This is a genomic window from Nocardia sp. PLKS1-43, from assembly GCF_059510335.1.
Genome location: NZ_JCAJZQ010000011.1, coordinates 233821 through 248545, shown reverse-complemented (window position 1 = coordinate 248545; position 14725 = coordinate 233821). Strand labels below are relative to the sequence as shown.

Genomic DNA, 14725 nt, shown 5'->3' with positions numbered 1-14725 from the left:
GTGCGTACTTCCCTCTGAAGAGTAACTCTCCAATAGTTGTGTGCATGAGCACGAGAGAAACGATGCGCGCGGTGGTGGCCTGTGGATACGGCGGGCCCGAGGTGCTGCGGATGATCGATGTCGAGATTCCCGAACCCGGCCCCGGTCAGGTCCGCATCGCGATGGAGGCGGCGACCGTCAACCCCGTGGACCTGGCCACCCGCTCGGGCGCGCTGGTCGAGGCGGGCCTGATGGCCCGGCGGGAGATCACCGGCATCGGCTGGGACGTGGTCGGCACCATCGATCGGCTCGGGCCCGGCGTGGACCGGATCTCACTGGGCCAGAGGGTGATCGGCCTGCGCGACCTGCTCGACGTCTCGCTCGGCGCATACGCCGACCACGTGGTGCTCGACGCCACCGCGACGGCGCCGGCGCCGGTCGGGCTGTCCGGCGTCGAGGCGGCCACCCTGCCGCTCAACGGCCTCACCGCCGCCCAATCGCTCGACCTGCTCGGGCTGCGCGAAGGCGAGACGCTCTTGGTGGTCGGCGCGACCGGTGCCGTCGGCGGCTTCGCCGTGGAACTCGCGGCGCGGCAGGGGATTCAGGTGATCGCGCAGGGGTCCGATCCGGACTTCCTGCACGCCGTCGGCGCGCGCTGGACGCTTCCCCGGGACGCCGATCCGGCCGTCGAGGTCCGCCGCCTCGTTCCCGGCGGCGCGCATGCCGCGCTCGATGCCGCGGGGCTGGGTATGCGTGCGCTCGCGGCCGTCCGCAATCGCGGTTCCTATGTCACCGTCGTCGGCGGGGTGCATCCGATTCCCTTGCGCGGCATCACCGTTCACCACGAATGGATTCACGCCGACGGCGCGGCCCTGGCCCGGATCGCCGAGCCCGGCCTCACCGCCCGCGTCGCCGGCACCCTCCCACTGCACGATGCCGCCGAAGCCCACGCCCGGCTGGAGGCGGGCGGCCTGCGCGGGCGGCTCGTTCTGACTCGATGAAGGGGTCACCGCCGGATTCCTCGACACCTGGCTTCCGACCGCGCCATCGCCGCGAGGATCGCCTACCTCGACTACCTCCACACGCGATACGGCCGCGTGCCCGCCAACAATGGACCGTTCCGGACCGTACTGGCCTATCAAGCCGCCGATCTCGACCAGGATTTCTACGGCCGTTTCTACGCGCCCGACGCGTTGAGCCCGACCCAGCGGGATCGGGCAGCGCGGTGACGTGGGCGGTCGGGCCCCGCGAGGTCCGCAGCGGCCCGCTGTAGCGTGTTGATCCGGCAGCCGATCGTTGCCACACCGTCCTCTTCACTTCCGGAGGTCTGCCTTGCCGACGTCATCTGCACCACGTTTCGAACGGTTCGTCGCGATGGGAGACAGTCAAACCGAAGGTCTGTGGGACGGCGACGACGAAACGGGTGTGCGCGGCTGGGCCGACCGGTTCGCCGAACGGCTGGCGCGGGACAATCCGGACATCCGGTACGCCAACCTCGCGGTGCGCGGCCGCCGCGTCGCCGAGGTCCGCGACGAACAGCTCGACGCGGCCCTGGCCATGCGACCCGATCTGGTCGGCATCTGCGCGGGCATGAACGATGTGACCGCGCCCGGCAACGACTTCGGCGCGGCACTGGATGTCATGGAGGAGCTGTACGCGAAGCTGCGCGCCGGCGGTGCGACGGTCGTCACCACCACATTTCCCGACGCCCGCCGCATCGTCCCGCTCGCCGCTCGCCTCATCGGCCCCCGCATCGATTTGATCAACGAACGAATCCGCTTGTGCGCCAATAGGTATGACCTGCGTCTGGTCGACCTGTTCGCCGCTCCCTCGATGGCCGACCTACGCATGTGGAGCGCGGACCGATTACACGGCTCGTCCGAGGGCCACAACCGATTCGCCCTGGCCGCCGCCGAGGCGCTCGGCCTGTACGGCGCGGACCACAGCTGGACCGTGCCACCGGCGAATACCGAAAACCACCGCGCCGGGAGCGTTTCCGGCGAACTCGCCTGGGTGGCGGCCACCCTCCGCCCCTGGCTGTGGCGGCGACTGCGCGGCATATCCACCGGTAACGGCCGCACAGCCAAACGCCCGGAACTCCTGCCGTTCGACCGCTGACCCGACGGCCGCCAGGACCGGGCCCGGACCTCGCGCACCGGGATCCCTTGCCACTGCCCCGGATTCGGTATCTCCGAAGGCACTCCGAACCCGGCTCACAAGCGCTCCAACATCGCGTTATTCGGTTGTGCGGTCATCGCGGACGGGTACGCTCGGTCCGGTGGAATGGAGCTTCCGGACGGCTGAAGAACTCACTGCCGCACTGCGCGCCGGTGAGGTGACCTCGGTGGAATTGACCGACGAGGCGATCGCTCGTATCGAGCGGCACGACAAGGAGATCAACGCGATCTGTGTACCCGATTTCGACCGGGCGCGGGATGCGGCCCGCGAAGCCGATCGGGCGCGCGCCCGGGGTGAGGACCGGCCGCTGCTGGGTATTCCGCTGATGGTCAAGGAGTCCTACAACATCGCCGGACTGCCGACGACCTGGGGTATGCCGCAGTTCGCGGATTTCCGGCCTGCCGAGGACGCGGTACAGGTCGCGCGGGTAAAGGCCGCGGGCGCGGTGATACTCGGCAAGACCAATGTGCCGCTCATGCTGGCGGATCTGCAGAGCTTCAACGAGATCTACGGCACCACGAACAATCCGTGGGACCTCGGGCGCACGCCGGGCGGATCCTCCGGCGGATCGGCCGCGGCGCTGGCCGCCGGATTCGGCGCGCTGTCGCTCGGCTCGGATATCGCCGGATCATTGCGCGTGCCCGCTCATTTCTGCGGAATCTACTCGCACAAACCAACTTTCGGCCTGGCCGTCAATCGCGGGCACGTACCGCCGCCCGCACCTGCCCTGCCGTCGGATCGCGATCTCGCCGTGGTCGGACCGATGGCACGCACCGCCCGCGATCTATCGCTGCTGCTGGATGTGATGGCCGAACCGGACCCGCTGACGCTGGGCGTCGCATACCGGCTCGCGCTGCCGCCCGCGCGGCACGAACGTCTCGGCGACTTCCGCGTGCTGATTCTGCAGGAGCATCCGAGCATCGCGACCGGATCGGCGGTGCTGGCCGCGGTGAATCGCGTCGCGGATACGCTCGTCGCCGCCGGAGCCCGGGTGGAGCGGCACAGCCCACTGCTGCCCGACCTGGTCGAGGCCGGCACGCTCTATACCCAGCTGCTGCTGGCGAACCTGGCTTCCGGCTATCCCGAGCAAGCGTACGAGATGATGCGCGAGCACGCCGCGAAGCTGGATCCGGCCGATCGGAGTATGGACGCGGAGCGCCTGCGCGGCGCGGTATTCAGCCATCGCGACTGGATCGCCGCGAGCAACCGCCGCGAACTGCACCGGCAGGGCTGGCGCGAACTGTTCCGCGAATTCGACGCCGTGGTCTGTCCGATCACCCCGACGCCCGCGTTCCCGCACGAGAGCGGAACGAATTTGGCCACCCGGCAGATCGACATCGACGGTGTCGCGTACCCGTTCGCCGATCAGCTCGTCTGGCCGGGCCTGGCCACCATGCCCGGCCTGCCGGCCACCGCCATCCCCGCGGGCCGCTCCCCCGAGGGCCTGCCCGTCGGCGTCCAGCTCATCGGGCCGATGTTCGAGGACCGCACACCGCTGCGCCTGGCCGAACTCCTCGAACGGGAGATCGGCGGTTTCCAGGAGCCAGCCCGGTAGCGCCTGCCCGGCACGGATCCGCTACGCCCGCGTCGCGATGCGCGCAGCTTTCAACACTCCGATGTACCGCCCGTCCACCGCGTCCACATCCAGCATCCGGAGCCCGGCGGATTCGGCCACCAGGGCAGCGACATCCACGCCCACCTGCGCCCAACCGAACCAGCTCCCGGACCACCCACCGGTCTCCAGCCTGACCCGGCGATCACGCAATCCCACACCCGGGGAGTCGAATTCGACGACCGCGGTACCGCCCGGCGCAAGTAGCTCGCGAACCCTGCGGAGCAGCCGCACCGGATCCCCGCCGATGCCGATATTCCCGTCTGCGAGCAGGGCGCATCGCCACCTCCCGCGCCCGGGCACCGCACCGAACACATCGCGGCACAGCGTGGGCGCACCGCGACGGCGGCTCACCGCCACCGCCATGGCATCGGTATCGATGCCCAGTGCGGGTACGCCACGGACCAGCAATTCGGCCACCAATCTGCCTGGGCCACAGCCGATGTCGAGGGTCGGGCCCGCACAGCGGCGGATGAGCGCTGCGTCGGCGCGGTGTGCGGCGTCGGCGAATCCCAGCCAACGCCGCATCGGCAGGCGCATGCGCGCCCCCGCGGACGTGCGAATCCACACCGGCTCACCGGCCAGCCCACTCAGATAGGCCACCGACATATCCGAAAGGGTCGAAAGTCCGATACCGCCGTGGTCGATACCCAGCACTGCCGAGCTGTCCGTCGAATTCGCGATCACGGGTTCGACGCTATGCCGCCCAGCGGCTTTCCGGAGCCCGCAAATCATGACCGAACTCTTACGTTCGCCGCGGGCGTCGGCGCCGCCCGCACCCGCTGCCGCCGCGGTCGCGCACTCGCCCAGTCGAGCGTTCCTCACAGTGGCGCGTTCGGCCACCACGTGTCGAGCAGTTCCTTGCCCGAGGCGCCACCCCAGATACCCATCTTGCAGAAACCTCTTGCCGCACCGTCGAATCGGATCTCCAGGCGACCGACCTGAGTTCGATCCGATTGCTTCTCGTCGCGCCACGCGATGAAACCCGTGCCGGACGGGCGCGACCAGGATTGGCTGTCGGGGGCGCCGGCAAGTTCCGCGCGGTCGGACTCCGAAATCTCCGACCGATCCGTGTTGCATCGCAACGACACCACCACGACCGGATTCTGGTCACCACTACAACCGATATACGACACCGGAGTCAGCGCCTTCGTGACCGGCACGGCATGTGCGTGCTCATCCGATGAATGACATTTGATGCCCTGATAACCGGCCGAGTTCGGTGTCCGAGGCAGCAGCCCGGGGAAGGCATCGACAATGAACTGGTACGCCTCCCATTTCGAATTGTCCACGGCCGCCGGAGAGTTGGCCGCATGCGTTGCGGTCGGGCCCGTCCGGTCGTCGTGCCGGGTCGCAACCACGCCGACGACCGCGGCCGCCGCCAGAACCACGACCGCCCCGATGCCGAGCGCAACACGGCCGGCGTGCCGACGAACCGGCCCCGGCCTGCTCTGCAACGCCGCGATCGACGCCGCCGCCAATTCACCGCAACTGCCGTATCGTTCGCCGGGATTCTTCGCCAGTGCGCGAGCGATGACCTCGTCCATCGCCCCGGGCACACCGTGACCGCTCCGGGACGGGCGCGGCGGCGGTGCGGTGAGCTGTGCACGCATCATCGCACCGGCCGAGTCACGGGGGAAAGGCACTGTGCCGGTGAGCAATTGGTACAGCGTGCAACCCAGCCCGTAGACATCGGCGCGCTGATCGATGCGCTCCCCGCGAATCTGCTCGGGCGCGGCATAGGCCAGTGTCGCGACGACCGGACCTCCCGTGGTGGCGGCGGGGTCCAGATCACCCGTGGTGCGGGCGATGCCGAAATCGGTGATCATCGCTCGATCCCGGCCGCCGTCGCCGGGTTCGATCATGATGTTCGCCGGCTTCACATCACGATGCAGCAATCCGGCGCGATGCGCCTCGTCCAGACCCGCTGCCGCTGCGGCGACGATTCCCACTGCCCGCTCCGGCGGCAGGCCCTGCGGCCACTGCCGAGACAACGCCGCCGCATCGTAGCCGCCGACGAATCGCATGGCGATCCACAGAGTTTCGCCATCGGCGCCGTAGTCGTAGATCGGAACGATATTGGGATGATCGAGTCGGCCGGCGAGTTCGGCTTCCCGGATGAACCGGGCCCGGAATTCGGGATTGCCACCGCGCTCGGCGGCCAGCACCTTCAACGCGTCCCTGCGCGGCAGTCGCGGATGCTCGGCCAGGTACACCGTGCCCATCGCCCCGGAGCCCAGCTTCCGCTCGATCCGGTACCCCGAAACAGTTGCGCCCGACCGCATTTCCGGCATCACGCTACCGATTCCGTACCAGCAGGGCGTATTGCGCCGCGGCGCGCTGCAATACCAGCTGCTCGGTGCCGCCGTACACATTCGCCACGTACCGGCCGTCCAATACGAAGCAATCGAACTTCAGCGCACGGTCGTAGTCCGGATCACCGAACTCGCGTATCCGGCCGCACACCACGTCGGGCACGTGTTCCGGCCCCGGGATGGGGTCCTCGGTACTCGCCGCGGCCTTGCGCCGTCTCTCCAGGAACTTCCGCGCCTCCACGGCATTCGGATATCTGACCAGAAACCGTGTATCGATACCCGCCATCGCGTCGGGGCGCGTCGGGGAATGCTTGCCCGGCTGCCGGTCGTCCTCTCGCACGATCTGGTCGACACCGTTGGGGCCGTAGATGATTCCGCTGGTGTGCCGGAAGCCGCCCCAACCCGCGACCTGATTGTTGTCGATCAGTACCGATGACGGGTACGGCCACGCACCGGGGTCCGCGGGCAGCATGCGCCGCAGCATCGCGTCGCGATCCAGCGGCAGAGTGGTGAGCCGGTCCGGCGGCGTGGGCGTGTACCGGTCCAGCATCGGCAATTCGACGCCGAAGGCGGTGGTGGCCAGCGCGGTCATCGCGTTGATGTCGGTCGCCGGATTCATGATGTACATGGTCACCACGAAGGGACCGTGCGCGAGCGTGGCGGCCAGAGTGGGTACCGATGGCCGCCAATGCGCGTGTGCGTCGGCGTATTCCGCCAGCGGGACCGAGACGTTGTCGGCGCTGACCGCGAAATCGACCGAATCGATGTCCTGTGCGGCGGCACGCGCGCTGTCGTCGTCGGGAAACTCCAGCACCGACAAGCGCAGCGCCCGGGTCTGCCCGAGGATCGGCCTGTTGTGCACAGCATCGTCCATGCCTCCGGTGGTGAACGCGGTCACCATACGGTGCGCCTGCAACGTGGGCGCAACCGCTTTGGCGAGAATTCCGACCAGATCCCGGGCGGTGGGCAGCGGCGCGGCATCGCCGTAGCGCAGCGCGGCATTGATGTCACCGGGCACCGTGACGGCTTCGGCCAGCCGCACTGCCTCCAGTACCCGACCGTAGCGCTCATCGGTATCCGGCGGCTGCGGTACCGATTCGGTACCGAACACCCCGACGTTCAGGGCGCCCGGATCGAGGGCCTGGGGTCCGGGCCGGCCGGGCACCGTGCACCCGCACAGCACCGCGATCAGCAGCACCACACCCGCGATCAGAGCCGTGGCCCGCGGCGTTCGGCGATCACAGCGGCGCACTCGGCCACCACCTGTCGTGCAGTGCCTGGCCGGTCTCGGTGCCGCTGGTCACTCGCACCCCGCAGAAGGATCGTTTCGGATCCTCGAATCCGATATCCAAACGGCCGTAGGACTTACCGGTCGCATCGCTCCAATCGCTCCACAGGATCCGGCCGCTTCCGGACGGCCGCTGCCAACGCTCATCACCGCGGATGATCACATTTCCGGTCGGTCTCGTGGCGCCGATGGGCATTCGCGCGGCAACGCACTGCACGAGTACCTCGAACACCGGATCGTCCTGACCGTAGCAGTCCAGCGCGCCATCGGCCGGCGTCACATCGAACGAAACCTTCGAATCGTCCCCGGCGCTCGCCCGGCACCAGATGCCCTGATACCCAGCGCTGATCGGCAAGTGCGGCAACAGTTTCGGGAACGCGTTCACGATATATCCGTACGTCCCCCATCCTTCGGAATAGTCGAGGGCCGGTGCGGGCGCCGGCGCGGTCCGCGGCGCGGCACGATTGGGCGCGAGCGCCCACACTGTCGCGGCGACGGCGGCCAACGCGAGCACCACCGCGATCACCGCGATCACCGTGGGTCGCCGACGTCGACGCGGTGGTCGGGCCTCCGGAATTCCGTGCAACGCCGCCCACGCCGCCGCCGCGAACTCACCGCAGCTGCGATACCGGTCCTCGGGACTCTTCGCCATCGCTCGCGCGAGCACCGCGTCGAGCTGCGGCGGCAACGCCGGATTCACCGCGCTGGGCCGTGGCGGCGGGTCGACCAGATGCGCCGCCATAACCGCTGCCGCCGTCGGCCGCGGAAACGGCGTACTTCCCGTGAGCAGGTGAAACAGCGTGCAGCCCAACGCGTAGACGTCGGCCCGGTGATCGATCCGTCCCGCCTCGATCTGTTCCGGCGCGGCGTAGGAGAGCGTCGCCAGTACCTCACCGGCGCCGGTCAGAACAGTGGATTCCTCTGCGGCCCTGGCGATTCCGAAATCGGTGACCAACACCCGATCCATTCGCCCCGGTGCGGCGGAGACCAGGATGTTGGCGGGTTTGACGTCACGGTGTAGCAGCCCGGCGGCATGGGCGGCATCCAGTCCGCGCGCCGCCTCGCCGACGATCCCCACCGCGCGATCCGGCGGCAGCCCGCTCGGTCCCGCCCGCAACAGTTGGGACGCATCGCTGCCCTCGACGTACTGCATGGTTATCCACAGCACGCCGTCCTCGACGCCCCGGTCGTAGACCTCGACGATATTGGGATGCGATACCCGCGAGGCCAATTCCGCCTCGCGCAGGAATCTGGCCCGGAATTCCGGGTCGGCGCTCGGCCCTTCGGCCAGCACCTTCAACGCCACCAGCCGCTGCAATCGAGGATGCTGCACCAGATATACCGCGCCCATACCGCCCGACCCCAGTTCCCGGACGACGCGATATCCCGCGAACACCTCGCCGCTGCGCAGCACCCCGCCGACCTCCCGGACCTCGACAACGCGACCGCATCCTCCGTACCGCCACGTCAAGAGGGCAGTATGCTCACCCACTCCCGCTGCGGCAACCGCGATTCCCAGCGGTGCACCCCCTGGGCATTGCCCGTCGCGGTTCCACGGCCTGCCCACCGGCAATGCCGGGTGTACGAAGCCGCTTTCGGCTGCGCGCGATCGCGCTGCCGCACCACGGGTTCGCTGCCGACCATCCACTCGAAATCCGAGCCGCCTCGGACCGCGCCCCGCGCGATCCGAGGCCTTGGTGAGACGAATTGGCTCATCCGTATCAGCAGCGGCGGTCACGCATCGGCGTCGAGAACCACCGCCCGGGTCGCGGTGGCGGCGACCTCTTCGTCGTTCAGGTTGCTGTGCGCCAACAGCACATGGGACAGCACGATGCGGACCACCACCTCGGCGGCCTGGACGGGAGTCAGGGCCAGCACGGCGTCCGCGCGCGCGGCGATGAGGGGGGCTGCGAGCGCGGCCACGGTCTCGACCAGATTGAGTTCCGATCTGCCATGGGCGATCGCGACGTTGATCAGCCAGGCCGGTTCGTGATTGCGGATATAGCCGAACGCCGCGTGCTTGCGTAGATAGCCCAGCGCGAAAAGCGTGACGGCGTGGACGATTCGCGCGGGCGGGGCGAACAGGTCGAGTTCGGTGTACGCGGCGGTGATCATCTTGACCACCTCGCCGCGGCCGACCGCGGCGACCAGTCCGTCCTTGTCGCCGAATTCGCGGTAGGCCGTCGCCCGGGAAACTCCCGCGCGTTCCGCCACGCCGCCGATGGTCAGAGCGCCCAGACCGCTTTCGGCGATCAGCTCGAGCGCGGCCTCGTGCAGCGCCTCCGAGGATCGGGTCGGTGAGGTCATGCCTATTTTTCTACCTGCACGCCGAGCCCGGCCGCGTGCGAACCGGATGACAATGGTTGCGACAACCAACTTATTGAGACTATTCTCCGATTCCGTATCAGTAATCCGCGGTTTCACACCACCGGATGCGCCGCGACAACGCCGGAGGACACGATGACCGCACGCGGGCCGGACGATGCCAAGAACACCCGGCGCGGACATGCTGTGGTCCTGGGCGCGAGCATGGCCGGATTGCTCACCGCGAGAGTGCTGAGCGAGAGTTTCGCCTCGGTGACCGTCCTGGAACGCGACGATCTGGCCGCACCCGGAGACCGCCGCGGAGTGCCCCAGGGCAGACATGTGCACGCCCTGCTCGCGCGCGGCGAACGCGTTCTGGCCGAACTGTTTCCGGGTATCACCGCAGAACTGCTCGCGGACGGCGCGGTGCGCTGCCGCTCGCTGACCGAGATGCGGATGAGCATCGCCGGATACACACTGTCGCGATCCGACGCCGGCTATTCGTTGCTACAGGCCAGCCGTCCGTTTCTGGAATGGCATGTGCGGCAACGGGTCCGGGCCCTGCCCAATGTCGAGATCCGGGACCGCTGCACGGTGCTGAAGCTGCTGACCGATCCCGCGCGAACCCGGGTCACCGGAGTCGTGGCCCAGCCGGAGCACGCCGACCGACCGCAGGAGATCTTCGCGGATCTGGTGGTGAGTTGCCTGGGCCGGCACGGCCCGATCCTCGACTGGCTCGACGCGCTCGGCTACCCGCGCCCCGCCGGGGAGGGCGTGCGCATCGACATGATGTACGCAAGCCGCTACATCCGGCTGCCGGACGACGCGGCCGCGAACCTCGGCGGCGACAAGGAGATCGTGGTCGCGCACCAGGATCCCGCACGCGGCCTGGCCCTGTTCGCGGTCGAGGAGGGCAAGCACATCCTGACCCTGATCGGCTACGGCGCCGACCATCCACCGACCGACCCGGACGGGTTCTGGCGATTCGCCACCTCGGTCGCACCGCCGGACGTCGCCGAGGCACTGCTGTCGGCCGAATCGCTGACCGACATCAGCACCTACCGCTACCCGGCCAATCAACGCCGCCGCTACGAGCGCCTGTCGCGCTTCCCGGACGGCCTGCTCGTCCTCGGCGACGCGGTGTGCAGCTTCAGCCCGGCGTTCGGACAGGGCATGTCGGTCTCGGCATTACAGGCGATGGAACTGCGCAAGGTGCTCGCCGCCGGCGATGACCGGCTCGCGCGCAGGTTCTTCCGCGCCGCGGCCCGCGTCATCGACGATCCGTGGCTCATCACCCGGCTGTTCGACCTCGCGATGCCGCACGTCGACGCCGCGGCCACGATGCGGCTGCTGGGTCCGGCCACGCGCACGGCGATGGCCATCGGCGCGCGGGACCCCGCTGTGGGACAGCAGATCTCACGCATCGCCGGACTGCTCGACAGCCCGCTGGCCATCGCCCGTCCGGCCCTGCTGACCCGGATCGCCGCGAACGGGGCGGTGGTCGGCGCGAATCTGCTGCGTGCGGCCACGAAATCCGCACCACCGTTGCGGGACAACGGATTCGACCCGAATCCGCGGACTCCGGCACAGGGCTTCCATCCGCTCACGGTTCGCGCGGTCGAACGCGATACCGCCGACAGCGTGCTGATCGAATTCGAGGTTCCCGATCGGCTCGCCGACCGATTCCGCTATACCGCAGGACAACACGTCGCGATCCGGGGCACCGCGCACGGCCGTCCGATCCGGCGCAGCTACTCGCTGTGCGACGCACCCGATGCGGGCCGGTTGCGCATCGCGGTGAAAAGACAGAGCGGCGGCCTCTTCTCCGAGTACGCGCTCGAACGACTCGGTGCGGGAGCGGTTCTGCACGTCGGCGAACCGTCGGGTGAGTTCATCGCGCACACCGATTCCGGCCACCATGCCGCCGTCGCGGCGGGCAGCGGGATCACGCCGATCGCCGCGATCGCCGCGGCGGTGCTCGCGCACGAGCCGCGCAGTCGCTTCACTCTGCACCACGCCGGGCGCGACGACACGACGCTGATGCTCGGCGATCTCCTCACCACACTGACCGCCCGGTTTCCCGGCCGGCTGCGCATCGTCCACCACCTGTCCCGGCAACACGACACAGCGCTCCCGCCGACCGCCCCCGGCCTCGATTACCGCCGCGGCCGCATGGATTTTCGCGAACTGACCGGTTCGGACGCCGACCACTGGTACCTGTGCGGACCGGACTCCCTGATCACGGCCGCCCGCGACGCACTCCTGGACGACGGCGTCGCCCGATCCCGGATCCATACCGAACGTTTCGCCTCCCGCGAGCCCGAACCCGCCGTCCCGCAACCGGATCGGCAGCCGTGCACGATCACCCTCACCGGACACGGCGAGGACCTGGTATTCACCATGCCGCGGGGCGGCCGCATCCTCGACGCGGCTCTCACGCACCGCGAGGATCTGCCGTATTCCTGCCTCGGCGGATCGTGCGGAACCTGTATCGCCACAGTGCGTTCCGGCAAGGTACACATGGACCAGGACCCGATGTCAGCGCTCACTCCGGCCGAACTGGCCGACGGCGCGGTGCTGACCTGCCGCGCCGTGCCCGAATCCGCCGTGGTCACTTTGCGATTCGGCCGCTGAGCCGGCGTGACCCGGGCCGCATTCGCCCGATTTCCCCGCGAGAGGTCTTGCATATGCACTTGCATCCGCTGTTACACTGTGGATCTTCAGTAAGTACCTGTCAGGTTGCGCCCCAAGGGATTCAGCGGTACCGGCGATATGGCGAAAAAGGTTCATCTGCAGTTGCGATTCCCACTCGGGGGAGCCGTGCTGGACTACCGTGCCGAGAGATCGGTGGCCCACCGAGTGGCCGCCGAGCTGAGCCGACACGGCGTCGACGTGTCCATCGACGACAATCTGCGCACCGGCCTGGCCGATCTGCCGCACGAGGAACTCTGGGTTTAACCGCCCGCCACCGGTTCTTCCAACTGGCAGCAACATTCCGGCATCCGATGTTTGTGCAGATGCGTTTTCGAATGTTCTTGCACTGGTACATTTTTCGCGAACTTCGCAAGAATGTGTCACCATACCTACCGGCATGCTCATCGCCGGTGTTGACGCGAGCGTGCTCCGCGCCTCATGCGCACCCAGCGCATCTCCCCAGCCAGGAGTCACCTGCCACATGCAGCACGCCGCACCCACCCCGGGCTCCCGAATGCCGAATACGCAGCGCCTCGCCGATCTGCTGTCCGTGATTCGCGCGGAGGAGAAACTCCTGCGCGAGCTCGGGAGCGAGGTCGCCGCCATCGCGATCGGGGGCGGTGCACCGAACCTGCCCGGCACTCGCCAGGCACCTCGCGGCACATACCCCGACCTGCTGACCGGCCGGCCGGACGATTACCTCTGGGAGTGGTACGGGTTCCCCTGACCTGCTTGACACCGTCCAATTCTTGGGTTCTGCTGGAATTCGGCCGGTTTCGTGCATTTTCCGGCCGGGGCCGGAGCACACCACGGCGCGAACAGACCTACGGGCGGACACCGCCGGCGGCGAATTGTTTTCTGATCACGATGTCAGGAGGTGTGGTGTCAGGCGACAGGCCAGCACCCGAGGGTATCGACCCGACGAAACCCAATGCCGCCCGCGTGTACGACTATCTGCTCGGGGGCAAGGACAATTACGCCGCCGACCGCGAGGTTGCCAAGCGGATGCTGGAGGTCGCTCCGGAAAATCGGACACTGGCCTGGTTCAGTCGCAAATTCCTCACCGGCGCGGCGCGGTTGGCCGCCGAGGCGGGGGTGCGGCAGTTCATCGATATCGGTGCGGGCATCCCGACCTCACCGAGTGTGTACGAAACGGTCGTCGAGGTCGATCCCGAGGTGCGCGTGACCTCGGTCGACTACGACCCGGTCGTGCACGTGCACGCCAATGCCATCACGGCGAGCCAGCCGGGCGTGACGCCGATGCTGGCGGATTTCCGCGAGCCCGAGGATCTCATCGCGCGCCTGCGCGCCGAGGCAGGCATCGATTTCGGTCAGCCGGTCGCGCTGCTGGTCGTCGGGGTCCTGCACTTCATCATGGATCACGAACGCCCGGCCGACATCATGGCACGATTCTGCGATGTGATGGCGCCGGGCAGTTATGTGGCCTTCACGCACGGATCACCCGAGACCGTCGACGAATTCGTCGACCAGACCGCGAGCGATACCAAGGGCAGCACAGCGCAATTCGTTTTCCGGCCGAAGTCCGAGGTGGAGAAGCTGCTCGACGGCTTCGACATCCTCGATCCGGGAGTCGTGACCGTACAGAAGTGGCTGGCGGACAACCTGCCGCCCACCCGGCTGGTCATTCTGGCCGGCGTCGGGCGCAAGCCCGAGGGGCCGACCGGTAACGGCTGAGCTTCGATCGGATCACTCCGCCGCGGCCAGGACGCGGGCGCGCGCCATATGCGCCTCGGCCAGTTCGCGGGAATCGCGGCCCAGGCCACAGGGACTGGCAACCGCGTCGACCGCACGGCCCAGCGCCCGCTCGATCATGTGCAACGTTCGGGTCTGCTCGTCGGCCTCGGTGAAGATCCGGCGGTGCGACCGCGCCCCGGACAGCCCCATGGCGATGAAACCCAGGGTGAAATCGGTCGGCATGCCGATCTGCAGCACCGGACGGGCACGCTCGCTCGCCGGCACCAACGCACCGAAGATCGGCAGCGCCTCCTGCGTCTCCCGCAGATATCCCAGATCCATTGTGCCGCCGACCGGCTCGCCGTCACGCGTGAGCCGGTGCACGGTGCGGTGACCGGCACCGGGCAGCACCGGCCGCTTGGCCTCGAGCACGCCCTGATTCACCAGGTCCTCGATGATCGGCAGGATGTAGAACTCGTGCCGCCGGACCTCGCCGGTCGGCAGCGTGCGCAGGCGTCCACCGGCGCCGTCCAGCATCGCCCGCATCGCTTCTTCGGTGCTCTCGGCCGGGAAGCTACCAACCAGGTGCACGGCTCTGTCGGCCATGTCCGCATCCTAACGGCAATCGCGTCCGATTCGCCCGTTCGGTCGTCTGTCCAG

General features: G+C 68.4%; 14 protein-coding genes. 8 read left to right on the top strand and 6 right to left on the bottom strand.

Annotated elements, in window-relative coordinates; translation table 11 throughout:
• Window positions 1–44: 44 nt before the first annotated feature.
• From AC5WS7_RS31400 to AC5WS7_RS31385, 4 genes are all read left to right on the top strand, one after another.
• Window positions 45–980: an NADP-dependent oxidoreductase gene (locus AC5WS7_RS31400; RefSeq protein ID WP_495958208.1), complete on the top strand. Its 936-nt coding sequence runs from the start codon at window positions 45–47 to the stop codon at window positions 978–980.
• A gap of 96 nt (window positions 981–1076) precedes the next feature.
• Window positions 1077–1208, top strand: coding sequence for a hypothetical protein (locus AC5WS7_RS31395; protein WP_495958207.1), 132 nt, complete (start codon window positions 1077–1079; stop codon window positions 1206–1208).
• Window positions 1209–1353: 145 nt separating this feature from the next.
• Complete coding sequence (locus tag AC5WS7_RS31390; protein ID WP_495958206.1) at window positions 1354–2097, top strand: SGNH/GDSL hydrolase family protein; 744 nt, start codon at window positions 1354–1356, stop codon at window positions 2095–2097.
• 160 nt (window positions 2098–2257) lie between these two features.
• Window positions 2258–3712 (top strand): amidase, encoded by a 1455-nt coding sequence (locus tag AC5WS7_RS31385; protein ID WP_495958205.1) that lies wholly within the window; start codon window positions 2258–2260, stop codon window positions 3710–3712.
• A 21-nt stretch (window positions 3713–3733) separates the two neighbouring features.
• Here the strand turns inward: AC5WS7_RS31385 and AC5WS7_RS31380 are convergent, their stop codons facing one another.
• The 5 genes from AC5WS7_RS31380 to AC5WS7_RS31360 form a co-directional block, all read right to left on the bottom strand.
• Window positions 3734–4456 carry a class I SAM-dependent methyltransferase gene (locus AC5WS7_RS31380; protein ID WP_495958204.1) on the bottom strand — a complete coding sequence of 241 codons (723 nt, stop codon included), beginning with the start codon at window positions 4454–4456 and terminating at the stop codon, window positions 3734–3736.
• A gap of 134 nt (window positions 4457–4590) precedes the next feature.
• Window positions 4591–6063 carry a serine/threonine-protein kinase gene (locus AC5WS7_RS31375; protein WP_495958203.1) on the bottom strand — a complete coding sequence of 491 codons (1473 nt, stop codon included), beginning with the start codon at window positions 6061–6063 and terminating at the stop codon, window positions 4591–4593.
• 4 nt (window positions 6064–6067) lie between these two features.
• The gene (locus tag AC5WS7_RS31370; protein WP_495958202.1) at window positions 6068–7285 is read right to left on the bottom strand and encodes a DUF7373 family lipoprotein; all 1218 of its coding nucleotides are present in this window, start codon (window positions 7283–7285) and stop codon (window positions 6068–6070) included.
• Window positions 7286–7322: 37 nt separating this feature from the next.
• A complete protein-coding gene (locus AC5WS7_RS31365; RefSeq protein WP_495958201.1) occupies window positions 7323–8843 on the bottom strand; it encodes a serine/threonine-protein kinase in 1521 nt (506 codons plus the stop codon).
• A gap of 263 nt (window positions 8844–9106) precedes the next feature.
• Window positions 9107–9679: a TetR/AcrR family transcriptional regulator gene (locus AC5WS7_RS31360; RefSeq protein WP_495958200.1), complete on the bottom strand. Its 573-nt coding sequence runs from the start codon at window positions 9677–9679 to the stop codon at window positions 9107–9109.
• 153 nt (window positions 9680–9832) lie between these two features.
• Here AC5WS7_RS31360 and AC5WS7_RS31355 point away from each other — a divergent pair, with 153 nt between their 5' ends.
• From AC5WS7_RS31355 to AC5WS7_RS31340, 4 genes are all read left to right on the top strand, one after another.
• Complete coding sequence (locus tag AC5WS7_RS31355; protein ID WP_495958199.1) at window positions 9833–12310, top strand: 2Fe-2S iron-sulfur cluster-binding protein; 2478 nt, start codon at window positions 9833–9835, stop codon at window positions 12308–12310.
• 138 nt (window positions 12311–12448) lie between these two features.
• The gene (locus AC5WS7_RS31350; protein WP_495958198.1) at window positions 12449–12634 is read left to right on the top strand and encodes a hypothetical protein; all 186 of its coding nucleotides are present in this window, start codon (window positions 12449–12451) and stop codon (window positions 12632–12634) included.
• A 217-nt stretch (window positions 12635–12851) separates the two neighbouring features.
• The gene (locus tag AC5WS7_RS31345) at window positions 12852–13097 is read left to right on the top strand and encodes a hypothetical protein (protein ID WP_495958197.1); all 246 of its coding nucleotides are present in this window, start codon (window positions 12852–12854) and stop codon (window positions 13095–13097) included.
• Between the two features lie 155 nt (window positions 13098–13252).
• Complete coding sequence (locus AC5WS7_RS31340) at window positions 13253–14065, top strand: SAM-dependent methyltransferase (RefSeq protein ID WP_495958196.1); 813 nt, start codon at window positions 13253–13255, stop codon at window positions 14063–14065.
• Window positions 14066–14077: 12 nt separating this feature from the next.
• Here AC5WS7_RS31340 and AC5WS7_RS31335 read toward each other — a convergent pair whose 3' ends face one another.
• A complete protein-coding gene (locus tag AC5WS7_RS31335; RefSeq protein WP_495958195.1) occupies window positions 14078–14671 on the bottom strand; it encodes a hypothetical protein in 594 nt (197 codons plus the stop codon).
• Window positions 14672–14725: the final 54 nt, after the last annotated feature.

What these genes read in the sequence shown, in the direction of transcription:
- AC5WS7_RS31350 (WP_495958198.1), top strand. Translation starts at nt 12,449, where the DNA reads ATGGCGAAAAAGGTTCATCTGCAGTTGCGATTCCCACTCGGGGGAGCC.
- AC5WS7_RS31390 (WP_495958206.1), top strand. Translation starts at nt 1,354, where the DNA reads ATGGGAGACAGTCAAACCGAAGGTCTGTGGGACGGCGACGACGAAACG.
- AC5WS7_RS31345 (WP_495958197.1), top strand. Translation starts at nt 12,852, where the DNA reads ATGCAGCACGCCGCACCCACCCCGGGCTCCCGAATGCCGAATACGCAG.
- AC5WS7_RS31400 (WP_495958208.1), top strand. Translation starts at nt 45, where the DNA reads ATGAGCACGAGAGAAACGATGCGCGCGGTGGTGGCCTGTGGATACGGC.
- AC5WS7_RS31355 (WP_495958199.1), top strand. Translation starts at nt 9,833, where the DNA reads ATGACCGCACGCGGGCCGGACGATGCCAAGAACACCCGGCGCGGACAT.
- AC5WS7_RS31375 (WP_495958203.1), bottom strand. Translation starts at nt 6,063, where the DNA reads ATGCCGGAAATGCGGTCGGGCGCAACTGTTTCGGGGTACCGGATCGAG.
- AC5WS7_RS31335 (WP_495958195.1), bottom strand. Translation starts at nt 14,671, where the DNA reads ATGGCCGACAGAGCCGTGCACCTGGTTGGTAGCTTCCCGGCCGAGAGC.
- AC5WS7_RS31360 (WP_495958200.1), bottom strand. Translation starts at nt 9,679, where the DNA reads ATGACCTCACCGACCCGATCCTCGGAGGCGCTGCACGAGGCCGCGCTC.